Source organism: Chrysosporum bergii ANA360D, assembly GCF_029891735.1.
GTDB lineage: Bacteria > Cyanobacteriota > Cyanobacteriia > Cyanobacteriales > Nostocaceae > Umezakia > Umezakia bergii.
Genome location: NZ_JANQDH010000024.1, coordinates 19,373 through 45,073 on the forward strand (window position 1 = coordinate 19,373; position 25,701 = coordinate 45,073).

General features: G+C 40.7%; 19 protein-coding genes. 12 read left to right on the forward strand and 7 right to left on the reverse strand.

The window, feature by feature from the left end:
* Positions 1-14 precede the first annotated feature (14 nt).
* Positions 15-290 carry a hypothetical protein gene (locus tag NWP17_RS03665; RefSeq protein ID WP_280653556.1) on the forward strand — a complete coding sequence of 92 codons (276 nt, stop codon included), beginning with the start codon at positions 15-17 and terminating at the stop codon, positions 288-290.
* 90 nt (positions 291-380) lie between these two features.
* Here NWP17_RS03665 and NWP17_RS03670 read toward each other — a convergent pair whose 3' ends face one another.
* A complete protein-coding gene (locus NWP17_RS03670) occupies positions 381-518 on the reverse strand; it encodes a hypothetical protein (protein WP_280653557.1) in 138 nt (45 codons plus the stop codon).
* Positions 519-709: 191 nt separating this feature from the next.
* Positions 710-1,669 (reverse strand): RpnC/YadD family protein, encoded by a 960-nt coding sequence (locus NWP17_RS03675; protein WP_280653558.1) that lies wholly within the window; start codon positions 1,667-1,669, stop codon positions 710-712.
* Positions 1,670-2,170: 501 nt separating this feature from the next.
* Between NWP17_RS03675 and NWP17_RS03680 the strand changes: the two genes are divergently transcribed.
* The 6 genes from NWP17_RS03680 to tatC all read left to right on the forward strand — a co-directional run bounded on the left by NWP17_RS03680 (position 2,171) and on the right by tatC (position 16,139).
* Entirely contained in the window at positions 2,171-3,184 is a 1,014-nt protein-coding gene (locus NWP17_RS03680; protein ID WP_280653559.1) for a sterol desaturase family protein, read from the forward strand.
* 391 nt (positions 3,185-3,575) lie between these two features.
* The gene (locus NWP17_RS03685) at positions 3,576-9,923 is read left to right on the forward strand and encodes a non-ribosomal peptide synthetase (RefSeq protein WP_280653560.1); all 6,348 of its coding nucleotides are present in this window, start codon (positions 3,576-3,578) and stop codon (positions 9,921-9,923) included.
* Positions 9,924-10,042: 119 nt separating this feature from the next.
* Entirely contained in the window at positions 10,043-11,443 is a 1,401-nt protein-coding gene (locus NWP17_RS03690) for an MFS transporter (RefSeq protein ID WP_280653561.1), read from the forward strand.
* 178 nt (positions 11,444-11,621) lie between these two features.
* The gene (locus tag NWP17_RS03695) at positions 11,622-12,878 is read left to right on the forward strand and encodes an FAD-dependent hydroxylase (RefSeq protein WP_280653562.1); all 1,257 of its coding nucleotides are present in this window, start codon (positions 11,622-11,624) and stop codon (positions 12,876-12,878) included.
* Between the two features lie 170 nt (positions 12,879-13,048).
* Positions 13,049-15,244 (forward strand): transglycosylase SLT domain-containing protein, encoded by a 2,196-nt coding sequence (locus tag NWP17_RS03700; RefSeq protein WP_280653563.1) that lies wholly within the window; start codon positions 13,049-13,051, stop codon positions 15,242-15,244.
* Positions 15,245-15,353: 109 nt separating this feature from the next.
* Entirely contained in the window at positions 15,354-16,139 is a 786-nt protein-coding gene (gene tatC, locus NWP17_RS03705) for a twin-arginine translocase subunit TatC (RefSeq protein WP_280653564.1), read from the forward strand.
* Positions 16,140-16,160: 21 nt separating this feature from the next.
* On the opposite strand, the gene plsY is transcribed toward tatC, so the two are convergent.
* The 4 genes from plsY to NWP17_RS03725 all read right to left on the reverse strand — a co-directional run bounded on the left by plsY (position 16,161) and on the right by NWP17_RS03725 (position 19,454).
* Complete coding sequence (gene plsY / locus NWP17_RS03710) at positions 16,161-16,841, reverse strand: glycerol-3-phosphate 1-O-acyltransferase PlsY (RefSeq protein WP_280653565.1); 681 nt, start codon at positions 16,839-16,841, stop codon at positions 16,161-16,163.
* 50 nt (positions 16,842-16,891) lie between these two features.
* Positions 16,892-18,145 carry a DUF3086 domain-containing protein gene (locus tag NWP17_RS03715; RefSeq protein ID WP_280653566.1) on the reverse strand — a complete coding sequence of 418 codons (1,254 nt, stop codon included), beginning with the start codon at positions 18,143-18,145 and terminating at the stop codon, positions 16,892-16,894.
* Between the two features lie 84 nt (positions 18,146-18,229).
* Positions 18,230-18,646, reverse strand: coding sequence for a DUF3119 family protein (locus NWP17_RS03720; RefSeq protein WP_280653567.1), 417 nt, complete (start codon positions 18,644-18,646; stop codon positions 18,230-18,232).
* A gap of 10 nt (positions 18,647-18,656) precedes the next feature.
* Positions 18,657-19,454, reverse strand: a complete 798-nt coding sequence (locus NWP17_RS03725; protein ID WP_280653568.1) for an MlaE family lipid ABC transporter permease subunit — start codon at positions 19,452-19,454, stop codon at positions 18,657-18,659.
* Positions 19,455-19,818: 364 nt separating this feature from the next.
* Here NWP17_RS03725 and NWP17_RS03730 point away from each other — a divergent pair, with 364 nt between their 5' ends.
* The 4 genes from NWP17_RS03730 to NWP17_RS03745 all read left to right on the forward strand — a co-directional run bounded on the left by NWP17_RS03730 (position 19,819) and on the right by NWP17_RS03745 (position 22,287).
* Positions 19,819-20,115 carry a hypothetical protein gene (locus NWP17_RS03730; protein WP_280653569.1) on the forward strand — a complete coding sequence of 99 codons (297 nt, stop codon included), beginning with the start codon at positions 19,819-19,821 and terminating at the stop codon, positions 20,113-20,115.
* Between the two features lie 336 nt (positions 20,116-20,451).
* Positions 20,452-21,273, forward strand: a complete 822-nt coding sequence (sppA, locus tag NWP17_RS03735; RefSeq protein ID WP_280653570.1) for a signal peptide peptidase SppA — start codon at positions 20,452-20,454, stop codon at positions 21,271-21,273.
* An 83-nt stretch (positions 21,274-21,356) separates the two neighbouring features.
* Positions 21,357-21,761 (forward strand): chorismate mutase, encoded by a 405-nt coding sequence (gene aroH / locus NWP17_RS03740; RefSeq protein WP_280653571.1) that lies wholly within the window; start codon positions 21,357-21,359, stop codon positions 21,759-21,761.
* A gap of 172 nt (positions 21,762-21,933) precedes the next feature.
* Positions 21,934-22,287: a type II toxin-antitoxin system HicB family antitoxin gene (locus NWP17_RS03745; protein WP_280653572.1), complete on the forward strand. Its 354-nt coding sequence runs from the start codon at positions 21,934-21,936 to the stop codon at positions 22,285-22,287.
* A 213-nt stretch (positions 22,288-22,500) separates the two neighbouring features.
* On the opposite strand, the gene crtR is transcribed toward NWP17_RS03745, so the two are convergent.
* Positions 22,501-23,391 (reverse strand): beta-carotene hydroxylase, encoded by an 891-nt coding sequence (gene crtR / locus NWP17_RS03750; RefSeq protein WP_280653573.1) that lies wholly within the window; start codon positions 23,389-23,391, stop codon positions 22,501-22,503.
* 508 nt (positions 23,392-23,899) lie between these two features.
* On the opposite strand from crtR, the gene pyk reads away from it, so the two are divergent.
* Positions 23,900-25,669: a pyruvate kinase gene (gene pyk / locus NWP17_RS03755; RefSeq protein WP_280653574.1), complete on the forward strand. Its 1,770-nt coding sequence runs from the start codon at positions 23,900-23,902 to the stop codon at positions 25,667-25,669.
* Positions 25,670-25,701 lie beyond the last annotated feature (32 nt).

Below are 25,701 nucleotides of genomic sequence, written 5' to 3' on the forward strand. Positions count from 1 at the left end.
TTAAGGTAAAATTAATGCAAATATTTCAAGTTATCCAGGAAACCATCAAAAAACCGCCAATACCCCATGAACCACACCGGCAATCATTAAAAGCTTGGGCTATGTATTGCTTACGGGACAAAGGATTTAAAGTGGTTTATGCCCAAAACGCGGACTTTGCCATTGAAACCAGAGAGCGAGAAAAACTGTATTTTAAAGTGACAAATAATCCAGAAGAAGTAGATAATTCTTGTAGCTGGATACTTTGGGATAGTGCAACCAAAAGCGCAAGCTTAATTCCAGTTCAATAAGCAAAATTGGCAAAAAATTTCGTAGTCAGGATTTTAAGAGAGTGGGCGATGGCAAATATCTCATCAAGTCGCACCTGGCGTTAGATAAATTTACACCACGAATGCTTGAAGTTGATAATTATGCCATTGTTCCCCCACTCGTTCAGCCACTAAAGGTTTGATAGTAAATTCTGGCAGTGTACCATGTTTAACATCAACCCTGACACAAGAGTAGGGTAAACATGGCACGACAACATACTAAGATGTCTTTTGATGCTGTGGGTGTAAATAATTGATAAATATTAGTATTCAGCCCTCAGCAAGAAACCAGAAAACAGTAAATAATAGACTATAAATTGCTCTCATTAACACCTGTGTCATTCAACAAAACAGGAGCGTCCTAAGAGAATAGCTGACTACTGATGGCTTAATACTCACAACTATTTTTTAAATCGTGCTAATAAATCGGCGCGAGATAAATTTAAAAGTAAGGGGGTAAATTCTTCCCTAGATATGGTAATTACCTCATCAATAATGTTGGCTAATTCCGGATCAACTTGTCCAAACCTGACTTGTAAAATACTTTCAACCATAGCGCGGCGTTCTCTTTGCATACCTCTATCAATTCCTATTAATTCTCCTTCTTGTCGTCCTTCTTGTCGTCCTTCTTGTCGTTGTTCTTCCTTGATTTCTTCTAATAATTGTTGGTACATTTCTGATAATTTCATAATCAACTCCCGATCATCTTGATCAATATCTTTTTCTTTTTGTTGACGTGTTGACAACATGGCGATCAGGTCATTTACTAATTTTATAACATCCTCCAACTGTGGATTATTCTTAGCTAGTACTTCTAATTCTTCCACTGCTTGTCTTTGGACTCTTCCCCTACCTAATACCCTCAAAAACAGTGTTTCTGGTGTATTTGGTAATTGATGTATGACCACAATGCCAGTTTTTAAGGCTTTCCCCAGTAAATAAACTCCTTGACCCCATGTTTCTATATCTACAATAGCACGACAACTTACTAAGATGTCTTCTGATGCTGTGGGTGTAAATATCCATAAATGGGGCAGTTCGGTTTCATTAATTCGCGTATCCTTGCGTTTGTTTTGTCTTTCTAGTTCTGCATGAGTATCATATAGTTTGCCCATACAACTGCGAATTTCACTTTTGCTGACTGCGTTACGGAATGGTTCAAATATGACTGATCCTGCATAAGTCCCCATTTTTCCTAGCAGTCCTAATTCTTCTATGTTTTCTGGAGAGGTAGGAGTAAAGAATACGTCTATTTGCCTCACTTCGGAAGTAATATCTTTACTCATTTCTACTTGTCCGTAAGGTGTGAACAGTTCTGTCAGATATTGTTTGGAAAATTGGTCATGGATAAAGCGAGTCATTTTTCTGATTTTTACCGCACCCGTTGCTTCATTTTATGAATTTTATCATTAATTTACCTGGGGAAACCTTGCGCGGACTTGTCACCTTGGGTAAAAATAATAATTAGGATGCCTTGACTTATCTTAACAAACACCGCCAAACCAAGGAGAATATTATGATTTGGTCATAGTCGGTGGTGGAATTGTTGGTTTAACCCTAGCTTCCGCTTGATGAGTTTGCTAGATCAAGTACAAATGAGTGAGGTACATCATTAGCAAGCAGGATGCTCGCGCTACAAATTGAGTGAACATTAACAAAAATTAACATATTAGGCATAAATCAGAGTGGTATGGTATAATAGGGCAAAGCATGGGAGAACCGAAGTATGTAATGAAAAGTAAAGTTACCCAAAGGTCTATTCCCTTCTGCCTCCTGCCTTGCCATAACAGCAATTTTTAAAGCCTACCTATTTAGTTGATAAATTATTTGCAACCCAAATATTGAAGAGTACCGCAAAAAGCATGGACACAATAAAAAGTATATTTAATAGTCTTTTTTACCCATTTAAAATACCATTCTTGGCATCATGTCAAATTTATTGGTTATATTTACTTTCAACTATTTTAATAGCGACAATCATATATACACTTGGATTAGCACATGAAGGCAAAAAGAAAAATTTTCTGGAATATCTTTTACCGCAAGAAATTTATTTACATCCTGCCTCTATTACTCTATACAAATACTTTTTTTTGATTTCGTTTTTCCAGATATTATTCGTCTTACCAACTATATTTTTTTTAGAAAATTTTGCCAATCTAACTTGCCAAATTCTGATACAAATTCTAGGCAATAATACACTTCTTATATTCAAAATTAACCAATTAGAGCAGAATATAATATTCAGTATCTTTGTAGCATTATTAGGTGACTTTGCTAATTTTTTATATCATTATTTAGCCCATAAGATTCCTATGTTGTGGGAATTTCATAAAGTCCATCATTCAGCAGAAGTCATGACACCATTAACTGTATATAGAATTCACCCAATTGAGATGTTTTTAGGTAACACAGTGATAGCTATAATCACAAGTCTAGGTTCGGGTATTTGGATGTATTTGTTTGGGAATGAGACAAAGGAGATATTAATTTATGGAGTGAGCTGTGAGATTTTTATCTTTTATTTAGCTGGCTATAATTTACGTCATTCTCATATCTGGTTAGCTTATCCTCAGTGGATTAGTCATATTTTCATCAGTCCAGCGCAACACCAAGTACATCATAGTGTAGACCCAAAACATTATGATAAAAACTTTGGTTATATTTTCGGTGTTTGGGACTGGATATTTGGTTCTTTATATGTGCCAAAAAACTATGAAAAGCTGCATTTTGGTTTATCAGATGGTGAATCAAAATTATTTAATAGTGTAACTAATCTTTTTGTACAACCATTGAGAAACATCTGGCAGAGCAGTAAGAGAATTTCAAGCGAAAACCGCCATAATGATTCATTTTTTATCAAGAAAGCAGGCTGAAAACCCTTGATGAACAGGTGCGTAGCGATCTATTCCGTACTTTAGGCAAGGTTCTGAAAGCTGCCTTAAGACGTTTACGCCTCTGTGATGTTTGCAATCGCGCTGTTGTTGAAATTGCAACTTGGTGCAATAGTTGTAAAGTATTGTAAAGTTTTGTGGCAAGATTCAACACTTCTGGTATGGGTATATGGTATAAAACGGAGTAACGCTGTAGGACTTGCGCCCTCTACTATTTTGGGCGAAAGTCTATTAGAGCAAGTGGCAAGGTTGAACACAGAATCCCGTATCCTTTAGGAATGCGAGTGTCAAACAATTTGCTGATTCTAAATTTTAATTAACAAAAACGAAAAAAGCCAATTTTAATTTATCCGATTTAAACATAGGACTAGAAATGAAACATAGTAACAATAATTGTGTTCATCATTTGTTTGAAAACATTGTAAGAAAAAAACCTAATGACCTAGCAATAGTATGTGAAAATGAGCAAATAACCTACCAAGAATTGAACAGCAAAGCTAATCAACTAGCACATCATTTACAGGCAATTGGGGTGGGTCAAGAGGTAATGGTGGGCTTATGTATAGAGCGTTCTATTGATTTAGTTATAGGAATATTAGGTATTCTCAAAGCCGGTGGTGCTTACGTTCCCTTAGACCCTAATTATCCTCAAGAACGCCTAGCATTTATGTTAGAAGATGCCAATTTACCAATTGTTTTAACTAAAGTAGAATCGCGAGAAATTCTTCCTGTTATTAGTGGTTGTGTAATTTGTCTTGATGCAGATTGGGACGAGATTGAAAAACAAAGTGAAGAAAATCCTATTAGTGGAGTACAATCAGAAAACCTTGCTTACTTGATATATACCTCTGGTTCCACTGGCAAGCCCAAAGGAGTACAAATGCCCCATGCTAGTGTTTGTAATTATCTTGAGGCGATCGCTAAAATTATTCCAGTTAATAACAAAGATATTTATCTACATACAGCATCTTTCTCATTTACTGCTTCAGTCAGACAATTATTCCTGCCTTTATCCCAAGGTGCTACAAGTGTTCTTGCCACCCGCGAACAAACCAGAACTCCCCTGAGTCTATTTGAGTTAATCGCAGCACAGAGGGTAACTATCTCTGATGGTGTACCTTCCGTGTGGCGTTATGGATTAATGGCTTTAGAAAGCGTAGATCCCAAATACACAAAACTAATTAGCCAATCAAAACTAAGATTAATAATTTTTGGTGGTGAATTACTACCCTATCAACTAATTAAAAAGTTATGTAATATCTTTAACAAGACACCCCGCTTTTTTAATATTCTCGGTCAAACAGAAAGTATTGGCAATGGCTTTTATCTCATTCCAGAAAACTGTAATATTCAAGAAGGATATGTCCCCGTTGGTAATCCCCTCAAAGACATTCAGCAGGTTTATGTACTCAATTCGCAACTTAAACCAGTAAAAATTGGTGAGATTGGAGAATTACATATTGCAGGTTCTACCTTAGCTCGTGGTTATTTAAACCAGACTCAAGCGAATGCCGAAAAATTTATTGATAATCCTTTTAATCCACAGCAAAAACTTTTCAAAACCGGTGATGTAGCTCGCTACTCCCAAAATGGTAATTTAGAAATTCTTGGTCGCATCGACTTTCAGGTAAATATTCGCGGAATGCGCGTTGAACTAGAAGAGATCGAAGCTGTATTGAAACTTTATCCATCTGTGAGGGAAGCTATAGTTACCCTGAGAGAAGATAACCCAGGAGACCAACGCCTCATAGCCTATATTGTAGCTAGAAATCAAGTCTTTGACTGGGGAGAAGTCCGTGCTTTTCTCAAAGAAAAACTACCATATTATATGATTCCTAATGCCTTTGTGCTGATGAAGAAACTGCCAGTATTACCCAATGGCAAATTAGACCGACATAATTTACCTGCACCAAATATCTCTGCTGATATTAGTAACTTTGTTGCACCCCGTAACTCACAAGAGGAACTGATAGCTAAGATATGGGCAGAAGTTTTAGGATTGGAAGAAGTAGGGATTTATGATAACTTTTTAGAATTGGGAGGACATTCGCTACTTGCAAGTTTAGTTGTGTCTAGATTACGTGAAACTTTATCTGTAGAATTATCAGTTAGTGTTTTATTTGAGTTTCCTACTGTAGATAGTTTAAGCCAAAAAATTACAAGTTTAGATAATCCAAATCAGCAAACAAATTACCCGCCAGTTTTGCAAACAGTTTCCCGTTCTGTGGAATTACCATTATCTTTGATTCAGCAGCGATTTTGGTTGCTTGACCAAATGGAAGGGGCAAATGCTGATTATAATATTGCTAGGGCATTACGTTTAGTCGGTCAGCTAAATATAACAGCAATCAAACAAGCTATAGAGTCAATTATTCAACGTCATGAAACCCTGCGTACTTCCTTTGGAGTGGTAGATGGAAAACCAGTGCAATTTATTGCGCCAACTGTAGACTTTACTTTACCCATACTGGATTTACAAACGTTAACAGAATGGGAGCAAGAAAATGAATTACAAAGATTAATTACCGCAGAATATACAGAATCTTTTGATTTAAGCAAAGCACCTTTATTCAGAGTAAAACTGATTCGCTTAGAGTCAGATTACCACGTCTTGCTATTGACAATGCACCATATTATCTCTGATGCTTGGTCTGTGGGAATTTTATTCAAAGAACTATCGAGTTTATATGCTGCTTCCCCCTTACCAGATTTGCCAATTCAGTATGTAGATTATGCTTACTGGAAACGTCAATGGCTGCAAAACGATATTATTAATAACCAACTAAACTATTGGAAACAACAGTTAGCAGATGCTCCATCTGTGATAGAATTACCAACAGATTACCCCCGTTCTGCTATCCAAAGATTTCGCGGTAGTATCCAAAAATTTAAGTTTAATTATAACCTAACTAGCAAACTGAGAACCCTGAGTCATAAGTCAGGTGCTTCTCTATTTATGGCTCTTCATGCGGCTTTGATAACATTGCTTTATCGTTACACTGGTCAGGAAGATATCATGGTTGGCTCTCCCATTACTAACCGCGACCGTCCAGTGTTTGAGTCATTAATTGGTTTTTTTGTTAACAGTTTGGTATTACGGACTCGCTTAGAAAATAATCCGACATTTAAAGAATTATTAGCGCAGGTAAGACAGGTTTCTCTTGATGCTTACGCTAACCAAGATGTGCCTTTTGATCGTTTAGTTGAAGTTCTCAAACCAGAACGGCACAAAAACCTTAGTCCACTGTTCCAAGTGATGTTTGTATTGCAAAATTCACCCATAGAAAAACTGGATCTTGCAGGTTTGAATGTAACGGAGATCGAATTAGATAGACCGACAGCAGGGGCAACTTTTGATTTAACGCTGTCAATGCAAGAAATAGATGGAGAAATGAGGGGGAGGTTTGAATATAATGCCAATTTGTTTGATGATGATACTATTGCTGGGATGGTAGAGCATTTTCAAATCCTGGTAGGGGCTATTGTTGCTAATCCAGATGAGCGGATCGGACAATTACCATTACTTACAGCATCTCAAAGGCAGCAATTACTAATTGACTGGAACCAAACAGAAACAGAATATCCCCAAGACAAATGTATTCATCAAATATTTGAAGCACAAGTAGAGAAAACACCAGAAGCAGTAGCAGTAGTGTTTGAAAACCAACAACTGACCTACAGAGAATTAAACACCAGAGCCAATCAACTAGCAAATCATCTAGTCAGAGAAGGGGTAAAACCAGAAACCCTAGTGGGAATATGTGTAGAAAGGTCAATAGAGATGGTAGTGGGGCTATTAGGGATACTCAAAGCAGGAGGAGCATATGTACCCCTAGACCCAGCCTATCCCCAAGAAAGATTGCGATATATGTTAGGGGATGCAGGGGTAGAGGTATTATTGACCCAAGAAGCCTTATTGTCATCAATACCAGCACATCCAGCCCAAGTGATTTGTTTAGATACAGATTGGTTAGACATATGCCAACATACAGAGGAGAATGTGGATGTTGGGGTCAAAGCTGATAATTTGGCTTATGTGATTTATACTTCTGGTTCCACAGGAACACCCAAAGGGGTTGGTATTGAACATCAGTCCGTTTGTAACCTAGCCAAAGCACAAAGCCAGTTATTTAAAGTAGAACCAACCAGTCGGGTTCTTCAATTTGCTTCCATCAGTTTTGATGCTTCTGTTTGGGAAATATTTATGGCTGTGACCACAGGAGCAACCTTAATTTTAGGCAAAACTTCTCAATTAATGCCAGGAGATGATTTACAGCACATCCTACACCAATCCTGTGTCACTCATGTGACATTACCACCCTCAGCCTTAGCAGTATTACCCAATGAACCATTGCCAGCCTTGAGTCATATAATTGTGGGAGGAGAAGCTTGTTCCTTAGAATTAGCGAAGCAATGGTCTGTGGGGCGTAGTTTCTATAACGCCTACGGTCCTACAGAATCTACTGTTTGTGCCACAGTAGCTGAAATCAGTCATAGTAGTGAGAAAATCACCCTAGGAAGACCCATAGCCAACACCCAGATATATATCCTAGACCAAAACCAACAACCAACCCCCATAGGAGTACCAGGAGAAATACACATAGGCGGCGATGGACTAGCCAGAGGATACCTAAACAGACCACAACTAACAGCAGAGAAATTCATCCCCAACCCCTTCCACCCAGACACAAAAATCTACAAAACCGGAGACCTAGGACGCTACCTACCAGATGGAAACATAGAATACATAGGACGCATTGATCACCAAGTTAAAATTCGTGGTTTTCGCATTGAAACAGGAGAAATTGAAACGCTTCTGAGTCAGCATCCCCAAGTTCAGCAAGTAGTAGTGATTGTTCGAGAAGATCAACCGGGGAATAAATATTTAACAGGTTATATCGTGAGAGAAACAGAAACATTGACCAGTAGTGAATTGCGTCAGTTTCTCAAAGAACAACTGCCTGAATATATGATACCCTCTGCTTTTGTGATGCTCAAAGCTTTACCCCTAAGTCCTAATGGTAAAGTAAACCGGAGAGCTTTACCAAAGCCAGACAGAATCAATTCAGAACTAGAAGCCGCTTTTGTTGCACCTCGTACTGGGCTGGAAGAACAACTGGCGGAAATTTGGTGTAAGGTATTACATCTACATCGGGTGGGAATTTATGATAACTTCTTTGAGTTGGGGGGACATTCTCTGTTGTTAACATCTGTCATTGCTCGCATTCGAGAAAATTTATCCATAGCAATTCCTTTCCGTTCTCTATTGGAAGCACCTACTATAGCTGAACTTAGTCAAGTAATCACGGCTATTCAATTGGAGATAGAGAAACAAAAAGCTACCTGTATTATATTTGACAATATGCCACGGCTTGTCCCTCAACTCCGAAACACTTATGTTCCCCTATCTTTTGCACAAGAGTCTATTTGGCGTTTAGGACAGTTAAATCCTGGAAGTTGCGCCTACAACAGCTTTTTTATTTTACGTTTTGCAGGCTCTCTTTCTGCAAGTTTTTTAGAGTTAAGCTTGAATGAAATTATTCGTCGTCATGAAATATTACGCACAGCTTTTACTATCGTTGACGCTCAACCTGTACAAGTTATTAGCCCATCCCTAACTATATCGTTGGAGATTATAGACTTACAAAACATACCTAATACAGAAAGAATATCTGAAGCTCGGAGACTCGCTACCTCAGAATATGAGCATCATTTTGATCTAAGTTCAGTTCCTCTGATTAAGACAAGTTTATTGCAACTAAATCAACAGGAATATTGGTTAACAATAAATATGCACCATATCATCACGGATGGATGGTCATTAGGGCTTTTGTTGGAGGAGTTACGAATACTCTACACAGCTTTTGCCAATGGTTTACCTTCTCCTCTACCTGAATTACCTGTTCAGTATGCAGATTTTACCCTTTGGCAACGTCAATGCTTTAATGAAAAAGTAATAGAAGATCAGTTGGCTTATTGGTTGCAAAAACTGACTAATACTACACCAGTATTTGATATAGTGTCCAGCAATCAGCCGCAGGTCAGTAATAGCAGAAGTGCATCTATTTATTCAGTAGTTTTGCCAGCAATGATTGTAAGTTCAATCGAAGCCCTCAGCAGTTCTCAAGGAGTTAGTTTTTTTAATATTTTCCTTACTGCTCTGAAGATACTTTTGTTCAAGTATACTGGTAAAAACGAAATTTTAGTATTAGCAACAGTTGGTAATCGGAGTGCAGTCGAAACTGAAAAAATGCTCGGTTGCTTCATCAACGAGGTGATTTTACTATCGCATCTATCCCCTGAGCAAACCGGAATCACTCTTCTTAAAGAAGTTCAAAAAACTATCACAGAAGGAATCAACAATAAAGAAATTGCCTTTCAAACAGTCATTGATACTATCACAAGCAAACAAACAGTTGACACCTTAGCATCCCTGACTATGCTACCTCCACAAAATTTGGATGACTGGATGTTAGATGTAGACTTTGTATCAATTGATCGCGATATCAGCTTATGGGATCAGCTAAGTTCTTTAGACGTTTATATTTCTTCACCTTCTGTAAATAATCCCGCAACTGAAATTAAAGTTTTGTACAGCCAAGAGTTATTTACACATGAAACCATCGAGTTTATGTTTAATTATTACCAGGAAATTCTAGAGAAGCTCGTCCAAAATCCAAATAGTAGAATTTCTGAATTTAACAAGGATCTAAGTCCTTAAGGTTCTCCTAATTACCCTGGTAACTGCCATACTGACTGGCGTTTCTCATACAAATGAGAAATAAATGCTACACTTAACGATGAGTCTTTGCCACGCATTAACCAATAATCACTGTTGCTATGTTAGAAAACATCCCACCAGAGTTGAAAGAACAGCCGGGCTTTGTATCATCTTTAATTAAGTGGACTCAGTATTTCTCCAATCAGGAAAGAGAGATAACTCAAAGTATGAACGTTTTTATCTTGATCTGGTTTGGTCAGCTGTTCTCTCTAGTTGGTTCTCGCATCACCAGTTTTGCTCTCAGTACTTGGGTTTACCAAAATACTAATTCAAGTACTCAGTTTACACTCCTGATTCTATCAACAACCGTACCTGCTATTATTCTTTCCCCCATTGCTGGAGTATTTGTTGATCGCTGGAGTCGCCGCTGGATAATGATTATTAGTGACTTATGCGCTGGTCTTTGTACCCTAACTATTGCCTGGTTATTTATCAACAGCAACTTAGAAGTGTGGAACCTGTGCCTAGTTAGTGGTATTAGCTCCAGTTTCAGTGCCTTTCAGTCCCTGGCCTATTCTTCAGCTACAACATTATTAGTCCCAAAACAACAACTTGTCCGTGCCAGTTCTATGACGCAGACTAGGTTGGCTATTGCGGAAATTCTCTCCCCGGCGCTGGCAACTACACTACTGGTAACTGTCCAAATTCCGGGAGTTGTTGTGATTGATTTAACAACTTTGTTTTTTGCCCTAATTTGTTTGTTATTGGTTAAGTTTCCTGAAGTTCAGACCATAAAAACTCAAGGAGAAGAAGTGGGTTTTTTCTCTTCGTTCTGGCAAGAAATAACCTTTGGATGGCATTATTTGACGGATCGTCCAGGACTGATTGGGTTAGTAGCTTTTGTGGCAATAAGCAACTTTCTCATTGGCGGGGCTGAAGCTCTAACCACACCCCTTGTACTTTCCTTTGCTTCTACACAAGCTCTGGGTACAATTTCTTCTATTGCCAGTTCTGGAATGTTAGTAAGCAGTTTCCTTATGAGCTTATGGGGTAGAATAGAAAGCCAGATGAATATTATATTTACCTCGATGTTTTTTTTCGGTTTATTCTATGTATTAGCTGGCTTACGTCCTAATGCAATTTTGTTTACTATCTCTGATTTATTTATATTTTTTATACTCCCCATTGTTAATGGTGCAATCCAAGTAATTTTTCAAAATAAAGTTGCTCCAGAAGTACAAGGAAAGGTTTTTGCTTTCCGTATTGCAGTTGCTCAAGGTTTTCTGCCGCTTTCTTATCTGATTGCAGGGCCACTCGCTGACCAAATTTTTGAACCGTTGATGGCAGATGATGGGTTAGGAGCGTCCAATATTGGACAAATTATTGGTGTTGGGCATGGTCGCGGCATTGGTTTAATTTTTGTCATTATGGGCATATTTAGTATGCTTTTCACCTTCATTGCCTACTTATATCCCCGTCTGCGTTTGCTGGAAGATGAGTTACCCGATAGTTACAAATGAGAGACCCAGGATTGACACTCCCCACGCTATCCGATCTTGTCTGGTTTATTCTTTTTGCAATTATCAAAGAATCGATTAATAGCACGTTATACAAATGACATTTTATCAGGGGAACCCTTGCGCGGACTGGTCACCTTGGGTAAAAATAATAATTAGGATGCCTTAACTTATCTTAACAATGGCGATCGCACAGCTACATCAAACTCCTTCCTCTCAACAAACACCGCCAAATCAACGAGAATATTATGATTTGGTCATAGTCGGTGGTGGAATTGTTGGTTTAACCCTAGCCTCCGCTTTAAAAAATTCTGGCTTAAGTGTTCTGCTCATTGAGGCCAGAGTCACATCCGCAGCAGTGGCTAAAGGACAAGCCTATGCAGTTCATATGCTTTCTGCTCTCATTTACCAAGGCATTGGAGTGTGGGATAAAATATCGCCTCACATCGCCAAATATTGCCAAGTCCGCCTTTCCGATGCTAACTACCCGGACGTAGTAGAATTTGTGACTGATGATTTAGGTACGTCAGAGTTGGGTTATGTGGCAGAACACCAAGCTTTGTTAAAGCCCTTGCAGGAATTTGTGGGAAATTGTGCCAATGTAAATTATTTGTGTCCGGCTGAAGTGGTGAAAACAGAATATCAGCAGGACATTGTGTCTATAGATATCAAAATTGCTGAAAAAATTCACACAGTCCGGAGTAAATTACTGGTAGCAGCCGATGGTTCCCGTTCCCGTATCCGTGAAGCTGCGGGAATTAAAACCTCTGGCTGGAAATATTGGCAATCTTGCATAGTAGCATTTGTTAAACCAGAAAAAACCCACAATAACACCGCTTACGAAAAGTTTTGGACAAGCGGACCCTTTGCCATCTTACCTCTACCTGGGAACCGTTGCCGCATTGTTTGGACAGCGCCCCACTCAGAAGCTGAGGCCTTGTGTGCCTTGGATGACGAGAAATTTTTGGCAGAACTTACTCGCCGCTATGGTGATCAAATGGGTAAACTAGAATTACTAGGCGATCGCTTTATATTTCCCGTCCAACTTATGCAAAGCCATCACTACGTTCTTTCCAGATTAGCCTTAATTGGTGATGCTGCACACAATTGTCATCCTGTGGGAGGACAAGGTTTAAATTTAGGCATTCGAGATGCCGCAGCCTTGGCTCAAGTATTACAAACAGCACATAAAGCAGGCGAGGACATTGGCAACTTGAAAACCCTCAAACGCTATGAACGCTGGCGCAAACAAGAAAACCTAACCATATTAGGCTTTACCGACTTGTTAGATCGGATGTTTTCTAACAACTTTTTACCGTTGGTAGTAATTCGTCGCCTTGGGTTGTGGCTGATGCGCCGCATACCCCTGTTAAAACTGTTTGCACTCAAATTAATGATTGGTTTAACAGGACGTACCCCAGAACTAGCCAGACGGTGAGAACATTTGGTACAGGGACAGGGTATGGAGAACAAGGTTTCACCTTGATTCAGCCAGCCCTATTTTTTATTCTCCAAGCAATTTAAAATTAAAACCAAAAAACTGATTACACTCACTGCCAGAAATGTTAGAGTGACAAGAAATTGATCGGAACTTTTCAGCGCATATTCATGCTGAAGAAACTACAGAAAAAACAAATTTCTCTCATTGCTGGTGCAGCCCTGTTTGCCTTCTCAGCCGGGGCGATGGTATCAGCACCGGAAATCGGAAAATCATTGGCACAAAGGTTAAACCTGGGTAGAAATAAATTTGAGCAAATTTCTACAGCAAACCAAGCCAAATCAGCCGTATTTCCACTAGTATCACAATCACGGCAACAACGGGCAGAAAAACTAGAAGCGATGGCCAATGGTTTCAATTCACCAGACAGAGAACGAGCCAGTTATTTATTAGCCAGTGATTTAATTGACACTAGAGAAGGAGAAAAGGCTTTAAGTTTTCTCCAAGGACTAGAAAAAACCTATCCCAGTCTTGCCCCCTACATTTTACTAAAACAGGCAGAGGCACAAGACATACTGGGTGAGGGCGGTAAGGCTTCTGACCTCAGACAAAGAGTATTGAGGGAGTATCCCCAAGCAGCAGCAAAAGCCAAAGCTCTGTATATGATCGCACTACCCAAGCATCATGATACAGCCATTGCTCAATTTCCTGCTCATCCCCTCACCTGGGAAATTATCTATAAGCGCTTACAAGAAAACCCGGAGCAACCAAAACTACGGTTAATTTTGGCAGAATATGCCTATCACCAACCCGGAATAGTGGGTGTGTTAGACCAACTGTTGAAACAGACTGATCTCACAGCAGAAGAATGGGAAATTATCGGCACAGCCTACTGGGAAAATAATCAATTCGCCAAAGCAGGCAAAGCCTATGTTAAAGCACCCACCACACCCAGCAACCTTTACCGGGCTGGGCGCAGTTTACAGATAGATAAAGAACGGGAAAAAGCCATTGCCATTTATCAACAACTAGTACAAAAATTTCCTCAAGGGAAGGAAACGGGACTGGCTTTATTACGTTTAGCAGAACTAGCTAGAAACCCTAAAGATGCCCTGGCTTATCTTGACCAAGTAATTGCTAATTTTCCTCCACAAGCCAGTACAGCAGTAGTAGAAAAAGCTAAAATTTACCAGGGACTCAACGATCAAAAGTCAGCCCAACAAGCCTGGGAATTGCTCTTAACTAAATACAGCAGTTCTAACCAAGCCGCAGAGTATCGCTGGAACAAAGCCAAAAATCAAGCCAAAGCCAAAGACTATGCAGGGGCTTGGCAGTGGGCGCAACCAATTGTTACAGAAAATCCTCGGAGTATTTTAGCCCCCAGAGCAGGCTTTTGGGTAGGCAAATGGGCAACCAGATTAGGAAAACAACAAGAAGCTAAAGCAGCTTATGAGTATGTATTGAGTCAATTCCCTCATTCCTATTATGCCTGGCGATCGTCCGTACAGCTGGGGCTGGATGTGGGCAACTTTGACAATGTGCGCCAATTGCAACCAGAAGTAATTCCACCTCAACGTCCAATACCCCCCGCAGGTTCACAAACCTTCAAAGAACTGTATCTGCTTGGCCAAGACCGTGATGCCTGGATGCAATGGGAAACAGAATTTGTGAATAAACTCCAACCCAGTGTAGCAGAACAATTTACCGAAGGATTAATGAGGTTAGTCAGAGGTGAAAACCTCTCAGCAATTAAGCTGATTTCTAGCTTGGAAGACCGGGAAACACCGGAGGAACAAGCCGAATATCAGGCTTTAAGCCAACAGATAAGTTATTGGCAAGCCCGTTATCCCTTCCCCTATGGGCAGGAAATCAAAAAATGGTCTGCTGAACGTAAATTAAATCCTCTATTGGTAACAGCTTTGATACGTCAAGAGTCAATGTTTGAGCCAAAAATTAAATCTATTGCTGGGGCGACTGGTTTAATGCAGGTCATGCCCAGCACTGGTGAATGGATTGCCCCTAAAATAAAATTGAACAGCAAAACAATTAACTTAGAAGATCCCAACCAAAATATTAATCTGGGAACCTGGTATTTAGACTATACCCATGGGGAGTATAACAATAACTCTATGTTAGCGATCGCCAGTTACAATGCCGGACCCGGCAACGTCGCCAAATGGCTGCGAACCATCGGTAAAACCGATACCGATGATTTTGTAGAAGATATTCCCTTTAATGAAACTAAAAATTACGTGCGACAAGTATTTGGTAACTACTGGAATTACGCTAGACTTTACAACCCAGAGATTTCGGCTCAGGTAGCAAAATACTCAGAGATACATCCAAAATTGCCTAACAGGAATTGAACACGACCCAAAACAAGAAGTACAAAAATCTTCATGCAGCCAAAAACATAGTTTAGTCGCTGCTTCCCCAGATACAATAGTTAACAAATGTTGCCTATTAACCCGACTAATGACGCCCTCACAAGATCTAACCACTCCTAATCTCGACCTAGAGGAATACGGCAACTCAGAAATTGATCCTCTCGATGAGTTGCCAGATGAAGTAGAAATGTCCCTGTTCGACCACCTAGAAGAGTTACGACAACGGATTTTCTATTCTTTAATTGCTGTTGCAGTTGGTGTGGTTGGCTGTTTTATTGCCGTCAAGCCAATTGTTAAGTTATTAGAAGTTCCAGCCCAGGGAGTTAAATTTCTCCAACTTGCTCCGGGAGAATATTTCTTTGTCTCCATCAAAGTCGCCGGCTATAGCGGCTTGGTACTTTCTAGCCCCTTCATTCTTTACCAAATCATTCAGTTTGTTCTTCCCGGACTAACTCGCCGGGAACGACGCTTACTCGGTCCAGTGGTTTTAGGTTCTAGTGTGCTGTTTGTTGCTGGTTTAGTATTTGCCTACCTGTTGCTGATACCCGCAGCCTTAAATTTTTTCATCAGTTACGGTGAAGATGTAGTAGATCAGTTTTGGTCTATTGACAAATACTTTGAATTTGTGCTGCTACTGTTATTTAGCACCGGTTTAGCATTTCAAATACCAATTATTCAATTATTATTAGGTAATTTGGGTATTGTTTCCTCTCAAATGATGATTTCTGGCTGGCGCTATGTAATTATGGCAGCAGTAGTTTTAGGGGCGATCCTCACCCCTTCCACCGACCCCCTCACCCAAAGTCTCTTAGCAGGGGCAGTATTAGGACTGTACTTTGGTGGCATTGGTCTAGTCAAGCTCACAGGTAAATGAGACCATTAATACAGCCGCGAGCTAGCTATCAGTAGTGTTTTCTGTTGGTAACTTCTGCCCAATTTTTGGTTCCTTACCTGCCAGCAACCGCTCTATATTAGTACGATGGCGGAAAATTACATACAATCCCCCAGCAACACCAAACAGGATATGGGGTAACGGTTGATCCATAACTCCCATGAAAATGGGAACTGCCACAGCACCGGCAATGGAACTCAATGATACAATCCTGGATATAGCAATAAACACAGCAAACACAGCTAATGTAGCTAATCCCACCTGCCAATTCATCGCCAGTAAAATTCCTAAACTGGTAGCCACAGATTTACCACCAGAAAAACCCAAAAAAATTGATTTACTGTGTCCCAAAATGGCTAATAAACCAGTTAAAGTAATTAGCCACGGTTGCCAGAACTGGATATCTACCGTTGGGGGGATAAGATTTTGAGTAGCAGCAACAGCAAACAACCAATACACCAGAGCAATGGCTAAGATTCCCTTAAAGCAATCAACTATTAAAACCAATACCCCCGGACCTCTCCCCAAAGTCCTTAGTACATTAGTTGCACCTGTAGAACCTGAACCAGCTTCTCGAATATCAATACCTTTTAACTGTTTGGCGGTAATGTAGCCCGTGGGAAAGGAACCCAATAGGTAAGCTACCATCACAGCGACAGCACATAAACTAAGCCAAATAGCCATAATTAAATCAGTGAAACTTTGATACATCCCATTCCCTATGCTTAAGATTATTAAAAGTCATCATTAGAACTTTTCATCGTTTTGGGATCAGGGGCAAAAGCTAACCATAAGGGAAATTGCAGCATTGCTAAACTAATTTGCTCTTCCGAGTCATCAATGATAATTAAGGGTAGTTGATTAGCTTTCATTAATCGGTCTGCTTTTTGAGCCAAAGCCTCGGGTGCTTCAAACAAAGCCACCCCCCGGTCTGGTCCAAAATCTGGGCGACCAATTCCTAAACAGTCTTGCAAACCTCGCCGCCATTCACCTAAACGTTCTGGGGAATTGGCTAAAACCAAAGTGCGGATGCGATCGCCATATAACTTGTGTAATATAGAAGCCACAGCAGAAGCAATGAGAATATTCTGTAAGCGGCTGCCCACACTCCGCAAAGCACCGCGCCCCCCTTGACTGAAGAACCAGTTAGATACTCGTTCTGCGTGGGCTGGTTCAAAAGTGCGGCGCAGTTGCCAAGGCGGCCCATAATAATCTGGTTTACTGCGGTATTGGTCAATCAGTCGGCGAATTTTATTGGTAGTATCTTGAAACTGCTGTTGGGCAAATTGCGGTGTTTCTAACTGTTCTGGGATGGGTTTAACCTCCTTAGCCGCTGGTGTTGGTGGTTCTACTACAACTTGTGGTGTTAGTTGCAATTGCTCTGCTGACATAGCCAAGTCTTGTAAACTACCAGTCAGATAGTCTTTAAAGCCCTGTACCCGAATTGCTAAATCCTGGGATGCTCCGGCGAAAGTGGTTCGCATTTCATTACGAATGCGTTCTTGTCGTCGTTCTAGCTGTTCTACAGAAATTTGCAGAGCCTGTTTGCGTTGTTCTAGCTGTACCAGCGACTCTTGTACAATTCGTGCTAGTGAGGTTTGACTTGCACTTATTTGTTCCTGAAGGCTTTGATAAGAAGCTTGTAGCTTGGCTACTTCTAGCTTTAACGCTGCTTCTTCCTGTTGTAACTTGGCGACCCTTTCCTCAGCTGCTGCCGATAGTGAATTATCTTGGGACTCTAATTCTACTTTTGACCCCAGTACAGGAGTTTCTGTATCTAACTCTTCTGTAAATTCTACACTTGATTCTTCTGTGGACTCCGTGACCGAATCCACCACTTCTGTATTTACTGATGAAGTTGGTGTTGCTGTCTCCAGGATTGACTCTACAGATAAATTTTCTGACTGTTCCTGCTTTGGGCTTGGTTCTTGTAGTTGTTCCCACCATTCATCAATCTGTTCTGGGGTTTGTGATTCCTCTGGGTTCATAAACAATAATGCAATTTCTATGACGCAAATAAATAACTTTCCAAACTGGTCAGCACGGCCTAATGGCCGTAATGATAAAAGCAGTTATACCCGTGGACAACGTTCTTCCAAACAAGACTTTAGGGTTTTGGGGTCAAACAAAATCGGTAAAAAGTGAATGCTGTTAACTTCCTTAAAATAAAACAAGATAGGAATTCTATCCCAGAAGATCCGCCAATTTTGCCATTCCTGGTAAGGAAAGCGCCGCAGTAATTTTTCACCTCTGTAAATATCTAGGTCTGTAGAAGTAAAGTGTAACCTAATTGTTACAGTTTGCAATAAAAGAAATAAACCCAACAATCCCATGACCACTCCTAGCCAAAGTTGCACCACCAGTAATGGAATGGCAGCAATCAGCAACACCACAGGGATATTGTAACTAGGCTGGAGTTCCACAGTTGATGTAGATTTAGGCGCAAATGAACTGGTCACAGTTTCCCATCCTGTTTTGTTAGTAGACATCTATCTTATTTTAAAACCCTTGCAGCAATGCACTCCCCATGCCCTGAAACATTAACCACGAGAGAAAAAAGTTACTGCTAAATATGATCAGCAAGGAAGTCACAACAGCAGTTGTGGTTGATTGTCCCACGCCTTTAGCTCCTCCCTTTGTGGTCAAACCCCAACTGCAACCAATCACGGCGATTAAGGAGCCAAAGCAGCACCCTTTAATTAAAGCGCTGATTACATCCCAAATACCAACAAGGTTACGAGCCGAGTCTAGAAATACAGTATCAGCAATGCCATATATATTTGCGGCAATAATTAATCCTCCTAAAATGCCTGTAATCAAAGATAGAAGCGTTAAAATCGGCAGCATGAGACAGCAAGCAAGCACGCGGGGGATGACGAGATAATCAATTGGATCAGTTTTTAAGATAAATAAAGCATCAATTTGCTCAGTTACCCGCATAGTCCCTATTTCCGCAGCAAAGGCAGAACCCACTCTTCCTGCTAAAACCACTGCTGTTAGTACGGGTGATAGTTCTCGTGTCAATGCTACTGCCAACACTCCCCCTACGAGATTACCAGCACCAAAGTTAATAAACTCCCGCGCCACTTGAATGGTAAACACTGCGCCAACAAACACAGCAGTTAACAGGGCAATAAATAGAGAGTCCGGGCCAACAGCTGCCATTTGCTCTACAGTGTTGCGCCAATTAATTTTTCCCTTCAACAGGTGAACTATTACTTGTCCACCCAGGAAAATCGCTGCCAGCAGTCGCTGACTCCATGTTCCTAAACTGGATTTTGATTTAGTGTCACTCAATGTTTTTTAGCTAACTCAGTAACTGGATTAAGAATAGTTGTTGATCGGGGAATGAGATTGAGAAGTTTTTCTCTTTTGCCCCCACTCATTGAAACATTAACTTAGTTTAAAGCTGATCTCAGAAAGTAAAGTTGTGTAATTTCTGTTTTGCCGCCATTCTTACGGAATATGATTGAGTCAAAGCTTTATTGGGCATGGGTTTGATAGAATTTTGGATTTTTTAGCCCTCAAGTGATCTGATTTCACTAAAGGTTGTTTTTTTTAATGAAAACTTAAGATTTTTGACATATAGTCTGATCAGGAGCGATCGCGCCTATTGTGGAAGATAAGATATTGTTCACCTTACTCATGGAGTTTGCTGCAAATGACTGTTTTCACCAACTTTCTCCGCTCCCTGCTGCTGACGATGTTTTTTAGTTTTATCGCTCCCATGTCTTTGGTTGGTGGTGTGCTATTGCTTTTGACCCTCATGGGTAACTTTTCTCCCCTACAAGAAGCAACTGAGGCCGTCACCACTCAAATTATGCATTTTCTCGTTATCTTTGGCAGTGGTAATCCCTTTCATGGATTAGTAATTATTAGTTTGACTTGTAGTTTCGTTGGCGCACTATTTGATACTTATGCCTACTACCGTTGTCATATTTTACGCATTGATTCTTGATTTATTACAGATGGATGACTGGGAATAAACCCAACTATGTTGGGACAGGTAAACTGGGAAATCAAGTCTATAAGGGACAGCCGTCATAACTAACTTTTGACTGTTGTTGAATCTATTTATAATTAATTTTTTTAAAAAATTATTAATTAATATTTGCTAAAAACTGACAACTTGTGTTGTGTGAGCAAACTTGGTCAGATCAAAATGCTAATATGGGAATTTGATTCAAATTCTCAATATTTTAATGGTCTAGTTATTTTTTTTCACAGAATAATAAGGTCGTTTAAGCGTTGAGAGTTCTATATTAATTATATTACAGAAGTTTTTTAACTGCCCATGATCTGGCCTTTCAAGTCCAAGTTTCGTAAACAAATTGCCAGGATTGAAATTACTGGTGCCATCGGTAGTTCTACTCGCAAACGCGTGTTAGAAGCCCTAAAAACCGTAGAAGAGAAAAAATTTCCCGCTTTACTCCTACGCATTGATAGTCCTGGGGGTACAGTGGGAGATTCTCAAGAAATCTACAGCGCTCTCAAAAGGTTACGCAAGAAGATCAAAATTGTCGCCAGCTTTGGCAATATTTCAGCTTCTGGCGGTGTGTACATTGGCATGGGAGCCGAACATATCATGGCTAACCCTGGTACAATCACTGGGAGTATTGGCGTGATTTTGCGAGGTAACAACTTAGAACGCTTGCTGGAAAAAATTGGTGTTTCCTTCAAAGTGATCAAGTCTGGACCTTATAAAGATATTTTGGCATTTGACCGAGAACTAACTACATCAGAACAAACCATCCTGCAAGAGTTGATTGACATCAGTTATCAGCAGTTTGTTCACACCATCGCCGAAGCCCGTTCTTTGCCAGTAGAAACTGTAAAAACTTTTGCTGATGGTCGGATTTTTACCGGAGAGCAGGCTTTAGAATTAGGTGTGGTAGACCGTCTGGGAACCGAAGAGGATGCACGCTGCTGGACAGCAGAAATGGTGGGTCTTGATCCAGAGAAAGCACCTTGTTATACGCTAGAAGAACGCAAACCTTTATTGAGTCGGTTTCTACCCGGTAGTCGTCAGCTTTCATCAGGACTTGGGAGGGGGATTGATTGGCTGGAATTTGAAATGTCTACTAATGGTCTACCACTGTGGTTATATCGACCATAAATGATTAACACAGTTATTGGTTGATAATCTTTGATCAATGACTCATGACTGATCACTGGTGAATAATTAAGGAGGATTTTGGCGTGGAGTGGCAAATGCGGGCTATTCGCGGGGCAACAACAGTTTCTGAAAACAGCATTGAAGCAATTACAGAAGCGGTAACGGAATTAATCGATGAACTAGAACACCGAAATCAACTCCAGCCAGAGGAGATGATTAGTGTTACTTTCTCGGTGACACGTGATTTAGATGCGATTTTTCCGGCAGCCATCGCGCGATCGCGTTCTGGTTGGGATAATGTAGCTATGTTAGATGTTCAACAAATGCACGTAGAAGGGAGTCTACAGCGTTGCATCCGCTTTCTCATTCACGCTTACTTGCCAGCCTCTACACCAATTAATCACATTTATTTGCGCCAAGCTGCTAAATTACGTCCTGACTGGAGTTTGCCCCAGTCGTTACAACCATCACATCATGTAGTCAGTTGACATACTCAACTGACTAAAGGAGCAGTGATTTTTGACGCTTCACAGCAACTTGCTACTGAACTATTGACACTCCCCACCCTATCAAGCCGGGGGAGTATCAAGGATAGCAAAAGCTGGGTTATTCGGTACGTATTGAACAGATTATCGAGATTCTCCAAGGGGAAGAATTGCTATGAATAACATGATGCAATACAAGGATTATTTCGGGTCTATTCACTATAGTGATGACGATAAAATATTCTATGAACAGGTGGAATATATCCGCAGTTCAATTAGTTTTGAAGGGGAAGATGTAGCTAGTCTCAGGGCTAGTTTTCAGGAAGCAATTGATGATTATTTAGCTCTTTGTGAAAAAAAAGGGATTGAGCCTGAGAAGCCATTTAAGGGTAGTTTTAATGTGCGTGTAGGTAGCCAACTTCATCGTCAAGCGGCATTATTTGCTCAAAAACGGGGGGTAAATCTTAATAAGTTGGTGACGGATGCACTGGAACGTTGTTTGAAAGGGGAATCGTTGGAAAATGCTTGAGGAATTAGGGATATATTGAACTAGAAAGCCAATGTATGCGATTGTTCCATGTACTATCAACTCAGCCACCCATTACCCTGTGCCAGTTGCATTACTTTTATCATACAAATGTACTGTAATTTAGCGATTGCCTACGGCACTGGCAAAGCCAATGGCCTGTGCCAGTTGCGTAAGTCCTACCTATATTAGATTTAGTTGCTTGACAGCTAATCTCTATTGGTGATGACGATTAAATCGAATTCCCACAAAAACATCGTAAACAAATTCAAAAAAATCTTTTTTGTGCAATAACCCAGATGTCTGAGGACTACCCTTTTCATCCAATAATGGCTTCATTACATAATAAGCAGGTTGATAATTGTACCAAGGAATAGAAGGCCACAAGTGATGTATTAAGTGGTAATTTTGTCCCAAAATCAAGATATTGAGCAGTTTACCAGGATAAACCCGGGCATTTTTCCAGCGATCGCGCTCTACAAAGGGACGATGTGGTAAATAATCAAAAAATAACCCTAGTGCTATCCCCACCAAAAACGCCGGGATAAACCAGAAATTGAGAATGTAGCCTAAAAAGTGGTACTGAATGGAAATATAAAAGATTGTTACAACAATTAAGCGGCTAATGAACCATTCTAATAGTTCATAATTGCGCCACAGTCTGCGCTGAAAGAAAAACACCTCATGGTATAAAAAACGTACCGCTATCAACCACAAGGGACCGCCTGTAGAGACGTAATGATCTGGATCGTTTTTGGGATCATTCACATGGCCATGATGCTGTAAATGCACCCGTGTAAATACTGGGAAGGCAAAAGCCAATATCAAAGCGCTACCATGCCCTAACATGGCATTAATTACCCGGTTGCGATGGGCAGATTGATGACAAGCATCGTGAATCACTGTGCCGGCACAATGTAAAGCGATGGTGTTAATGCTAAAGCACAACCAGTGTGGCCATTGCCATAGCCAGTAACCAAAGTTAGATAACACCAGCATTGTTACCGTTGTTAAAAACAGCAACAGCGTGGGATTAAAATCACCAGGAGGCGCTAAAAATTCCTTGGGTGGTATTTTCAGTGACTTCTGTGCCTCCAATGCTAGCATTCTTAACTCCTTCTGTGATTAAAAATTATGAGTAAATTATAAACTTTTGTAAGCTTTTATTTAGAAATATTTAAGCTTGTCTTAACTGAGGGGGTTTCCTTTAAATATAAATTTAAGGCACAGAGCGATAAAAAATGAGATAATATAATCATTCATCGTCAAATATGTCAAACCAAGAGAAGCATCAAAAATTCTTGGAATCCACATAAGTCTAATGTATAAGATATTTTTTTGATCAGTAGGACTTGCTAGGAACAGCCACTAAAGGGTTGATGAAAAAATCTCTCTTGCGGAGGATGTAACAAGTTTAGTGTACGATATCTACTCTATCTCACAAATCTTGGGAAATATTAAGAAGGGGAAATTTAATGATTTATGGTTGGAGTTACTTTCACACCCCATTCGTCCTCTGCATCTCTGGTTATGGATATAGCAGTGACGGAAAACAAAACGCCCCTTAACTTACTATGAATCTCTAGATAGAGATAGCCCCCTAGAATTAGCCCTTATGCAATTAAGAGACACTCTACGCCGGACAAAAATTGTTGCTACAATCGGGCCTGCCACTAGCAGCCCAGAAATGCTCAAGGCAATTATTGAAGCGGGTGCAACGACACTGCGCCTCAACTTCTCCCACGGTACCCATGCCGACCATCAGCGTAGTATTCGCTTAATTCGGCAAACTGCCTTTGAATTAAATCAACCCGTGGCAATTCTCCAAGACTTGCAAGGTCCAAAAATTCGCTTAGGTAAATTTGAGAATGGGTCAATAATTTTAGCAAAAAGCGATCGCTTCACCTTGACAAATCGCCCAGTCATAGGCACACAAGAAATTAGCTGCGTTACCTACGAGCATCTGGCCGCAGAAGTGCCAGTGGGTGCGAAAATCCTCCTGGACGATGGGCGGGTGGAAATGGTAGTTGAGGATATTAACCGTGACAAAGGCGATTTACATTGTCGCGTTACCGTGGCAGGTAAATTGTCTAACAACAAAGGTGTAAACTTTCCCGGTGTTTACCTGTCAATTAAGGCCATGACCGACAAAGACCGTGAGGATCTCATGTTTGGTCTGGATCAAGGTGTAGACTGGGTAGCACTTTCCTTTGTCCGCAACCCCCAGGACATGATAGAAATTAAAGAGTTAATTTCCAGTACAGGTAAACAAGTCCCAGTAGTTGCCAAGATTGAAAAACACGAAGCCATTGAACAAATGGAAGAAGTTCTGGCTTTATGTGATGGCGTGATGGTTGCTAGAGGTGATTTAGGTGTAGAACTACCAGCAGAAGATGTTCCTGTACTGCAAAAGCGGCTCATTGCTACAGCTAATCGCCTAGGAATTCCCATTATCACAGCTACCCAAATGTTGGATAGTATGGTGAATAACCCCCGTCCCACACGTGCAGAAGTCTCAGACGTGGCTAATGCGATTTTAGATGGTACTGATGCGGTAATGCTATCTAATGAAACTGCTGTGGGTAACTATCCAGTGGAAGCAGTGGCAACAATGGCACGGATTGCCGAACGTATAGAACAGGAAGAAATGCTGGGTTCTGTGGTTCCTTCGGGTCGGAATAATCGCCGATCTATTCCCAATGCCATTAGTCAAGCGGTGGGACAAATTGCCGAACAGTTGGGAGCCGCGGCAATTATGACCCTGACCCAAACAGGGGCTACAGCTCGTAATGTGTCTAAATTCCGTCCCCGTACACCTATTTTGGCTGTGACACCTCATGTCAATGTGGCACGTCAGCTACAGATGGTTTGGGGGGTCAAACCGTTGTTAGTGCTGGGGCTACCTTCCGCTGGGCAGACGTTTCAAGCTGCTATTAATGTAGCTCAAGAGCATAAGTACTTATGTGAAGGTGATTTAGTGGTAATGACTGCAGGTACCTTGCAAGGAGTCTCCGGATCAACGGATTTGCTTAAGGTTGAGGTGGTAACAGCTGTTCTAGGTCAAGGTATTGGCTTGGGGCAAGGTTCGGTGAGTGGTCGTGCCAGGGTGGCTCACACTGCTATGGATGTGAGTAATTTCAATCCTGGGGATATTTTGGTTGCACCCCGTACTGATGCCGATTTTGTAGACGCGATTCGTAAGTCTGCTGGGATTATTACAGAAGATGATAGTCTCACTAGTCACGCGGCAGTAATTGCCTTGCGTCTCGGTGTGCCTGTGATTGTGGGTGTAAAAACCGCAACCCAGGTCATTAATGATGGAGCAATTTTAACTCTGGATTTACAACGGGGTTTAGTTTACTCAGGGGCTGTGGGAACTCCCTAATGGATGGTGTGATAATGAGTTACTGCGGGCAT

What these genes read in the sequence shown, in the direction of transcription:
- NWP17_RS03665 (WP_280653556.1), top strand. Translation starts at nt 15, where the DNA reads ATGCAAATATTTCAAGTTATCCAGGAAACCATCAAAAAACCGCCAATA.
- NWP17_RS03675 (WP_280653558.1), bottom strand. Translation starts at nt 1,669, where the DNA reads ATGACTCGCTTTATCCATGACCAATTTTCCAAACAATATCTGACAGAA.
- NWP17_RS03680 (WP_280653559.1), top strand. Translation starts at nt 2,171, where the DNA reads ATGGACACAATAAAAAGTATATTTAATAGTCTTTTTTACCCATTTAAA.
- NWP17_RS03685 (WP_280653560.1), top strand. Translation starts at nt 3,576, where the DNA reads ATGAAACATAGTAACAATAATTGTGTTCATCATTTGTTTGAAAACATT.
- NWP17_RS03690 (WP_280653561.1), top strand. Translation starts at nt 10,043, where the DNA reads ATGTTAGAAAACATCCCACCAGAGTTGAAAGAACAGCCGGGCTTTGTA.
- NWP17_RS03695 (WP_280653562.1), top strand. Translation starts at nt 11,622, where the DNA reads ATGGCGATCGCACAGCTACATCAAACTCCTTCCTCTCAACAAACACCG.
- NWP17_RS03700 (WP_280653563.1), top strand. Translation starts at nt 13,049, where the DNA reads ATGCTGAAGAAACTACAGAAAAAACAAATTTCTCTCATTGCTGGTGCA.
- tatC (WP_280653564.1), top strand. Translation starts at nt 15,354, where the DNA reads ATGACGCCCTCACAAGATCTAACCACTCCTAATCTCGACCTAGAGGAA.
- plsY (WP_280653565.1), bottom strand. Translation starts at nt 16,841, where the DNA reads ATGGCTATTTGGCTTAGTTTATGTGCTGTCGCTGTGATGGTAGCTTAC.
- NWP17_RS03715 (WP_280653566.1), bottom strand. Translation starts at nt 18,145, where the DNA reads ATGAACCCAGAGGAATCACAAACCCCAGAACAGATTGATGAATGGTGG.
- NWP17_RS03720 (WP_280653567.1), bottom strand. Translation starts at nt 18,646, where the DNA reads ATGTCTACTAACAAAACAGGATGGGAAACTGTGACCAGTTCATTTGCG.
- NWP17_RS03730 (WP_280653569.1), top strand. Translation starts at nt 19,819, where the DNA reads ATGACTGTTTTCACCAACTTTCTCCGCTCCCTGCTGCTGACGATGTTT.
- sppA (WP_280653570.1), top strand. Translation starts at nt 20,452, where the DNA reads ATGATCTGGCCTTTCAAGTCCAAGTTTCGTAAACAAATTGCCAGGATT.
- NWP17_RS03745 (WP_280653572.1), top strand. Translation starts at nt 21,934, where the DNA reads ATGAATAACATGATGCAATACAAGGATTATTTCGGGTCTATTCACTAT.
- crtR (WP_280653573.1), bottom strand. Translation starts at nt 23,391, where the DNA reads ATGCTAGCATTGGAGGCACAGAAGTCACTGAAAATACCACCCAAGGAA.
- pyk (WP_280653574.1), top strand. Translation starts at nt 23,900, where the DNA reads ATGCAATTAAGAGACACTCTACGCCGGACAAAAATTGTTGCTACAATC.